The organism is Nocardioides sp. (assembly GCF_031422975.1).
Classification (GTDB): Bacteria; Actinomycetota; Actinomycetes; order Propionibacteriales; family Nocardioidaceae; genus Nocardioides.
In genome coordinates this window covers 1-2,059 of the sequence record NZ_JANPEO010000272.1, presented here as the reverse complement: position 1 = coordinate 2,059, position 2,059 = coordinate 1, and the positions used below count along the sequence as shown (strand labels likewise).

Here is a 2,059-nt window from a genome sequence, read left to right as displayed (position 1 = left end):
CGCATTCGTCGCCGGCGAGCGGTATGCCGTAATGATGGCGAAGGGCCGTGGCCTGAAGAGCCGTACCAAGGTGATGCTCCTCGATGAGCGTCACGGCCTCGTCGTAGACCAGCGGGTCGACGATGTTGTGCAGGGTGTCGGCGACGATCTCGCGCACGGTCGCAACGTCCCAACCCGCGCACATCGACGACATGAAGCGGCGCATCTTCTCCATCTGGTCGTGGTCGGCGCCGCCGACGAGATAGAGGAACTGGGCATACGTGCTGCGCAGCATGGCTCGCCGGCTGATCAGGCCGCCGGCCAGGAAGGGCTTGCTGAAGGCAAGCGTGCTCGACTTCGCGATGATCGTCTTGTCGAGATCGAAGAAAGCCGCGGTGGGACGGGGCATGGCGCCATCGTAGGTGGGCGGACGTGGCTTCCCGGGCAGAACGCGGCTCAGGTACGCCGCGGCGCCGACGGCGCAGGGTCGCGAACCGTCCACAGGTGAGGCGTGTCGCGCTCCGTCCACAGGTCGGGGGTCGCAGGCGGGTGCGTTGTCCGCGGTGTCGGTCAGGGTCGTGGACATGCAGCCGCTCGTCCTCACCCGTGATCCGTCACTCCTCGATGACCTGGCCCGCGTCGCCGCCGGGGCCGGGGTCCAGCTCGAGGTGCGCGGCGACCCGGTCGGAGCGCTCTCGTCGTGGTCGCTGGCGCCGTTGGTGGTGATCGGCGACGACCTCGTGGGCGAGGTGGCGGGCGTCGCTCCGCCGCAGCGGACGGGGGTCGTGGTGGTGTGCCACGCCCCGGCGACCGAGGTGTTCCGCCTCGCCCTCGACCTGGGTGCGAGCGCCGTGGTGGAGCTGCCCGCCGCGGAGGCGCACCTGGGCGCGCTGTTCGCCGACGTGGAGGAGGCGCCGGGTCGTGGCCTGGTGCTGGGAGTCATCGGCGGCGCCGGCGGCGCGGGCGCGTCCACGCTCGCGTGCGCGCTCGGGCAGGTGGGCGGTCGGGACGCCCCTGCCCTGGTGATCGACACCGACCCGGTCGGCCCGGGGCTCGACCGGCTGCTGGGTCTGGACGAGACCGCGGGTGTGCGGTGGCACGACCTCGCCGCGTCGGCCGGGCGCCTCGGCTCGCGCTCGCTGCGCGAGGCGGTGCCACGTCGCGACGGGGTCGGGGTGCTGACGTGGGCGACCGGAGTGGCGACGGCTCCACCGCTGTCGCGGCTGCGCGACGTGCTCGCCGCCGGCCAGCGCGGGCACCCGCTGGTCGTCCTGGATCTCGCGCGGCAGTGCGGCGCCCTGTCGGCGGAGCTGATGGCCCGCTGCGACCTGGTGCTCGCGGTGACACCGGCGACGGTCAGCGGCATTGCCTCGACGATCCGGCTGGTCGAGGCGATGGCCGACACCGCGCGGCTCCGGCTGGTGTCGCGGCGCGGTGCCGTTCCTCCGCGCGACCTGACCGCTGCCACCGGAGTGCCTGTGGCTTTCGAGGTGCCTGAGCAGCGCGGGCTCACCGAGTCCGTCGATCTCGGCCTCGGACCGGTCCGCCATCGGCGTACGCCCCTCGGCAGGGCACTCGCCGCGTTCCTCGCCGAGGTGGCGTGATGGGCGACCCGGAGGCCGGCCTGATCGACGATGTCCGCGAGCGGCTCGCCGCGACGCCGGGCGAGCTGTCTGCGCAGCGTGTGGCCGAGGCGATGCGCGCCGCCGGACGACCGGTGGGGGACGCCACGGTGCTGGCAGTCCACGACGCGCTCCGCCGCGACGTCCTGGGCTCGGGTCCGCTGGAGCCGCTGCTGCGCCAACCCGGTGTCACCGACGTGCTCGTCAACGGGGCCGAGCAGGTGTGGGTGGACGACGGTGACGGACTGCGCCTGACACACGTCCGGTTCCGCGACGACGCGGCCGTGCGCCGGCTCGCCCAGCGGCTCGCCTCGACCGGCGGCAGGCGGCTCGATGACGCGACTCCGTATGCCGACGTGCGGCTGCCCGACGGCACGCGCTTCCACGCCGTGCTGGCCCCCACGGCCCGACCCGGGACCGCCATCTCCCTGCGGGTCCCGTCGGCGCGCGCGTTCTCG

Annotated in this window: 3 protein-coding genes; 2 read left to right on the top strand and 1 reads right to left on the bottom strand. The window is 73.8% G+C overall.

The annotated features are described in order from the left end of the window. Positions 1–388: haloacid dehalogenase-like hydrolase (locus RMO85_RS08105; RefSeq protein ID WP_310528223.1), on the bottom strand; the 388-nt coding region annotated here is incomplete at its 3' end. Positions 389–563: 175 nt separating this feature from the next. On the opposite strand from RMO85_RS08105, the gene ssd reads away from it, so the two are divergent. Together ssd and RMO85_RS08095 are read left to right on the top strand one after the other, a co-directional pair. Continuing rightward, entirely contained in the window at positions 564–1,583 is a 1,020-nt protein-coding gene (gene ssd / locus RMO85_RS08100) for a septum site-determining protein Ssd (RefSeq protein ID WP_310528222.1), read from the top strand. Next, the coding region (locus RMO85_RS08095) for an ATPase, T2SS/T4P/T4SS family (protein ID WP_310528221.1) at positions 1,583–2,059 on the top strand (477 nt) is incomplete at its 3' end. The genes ssd and RMO85_RS08095, both read left to right, overlap by 1 nt.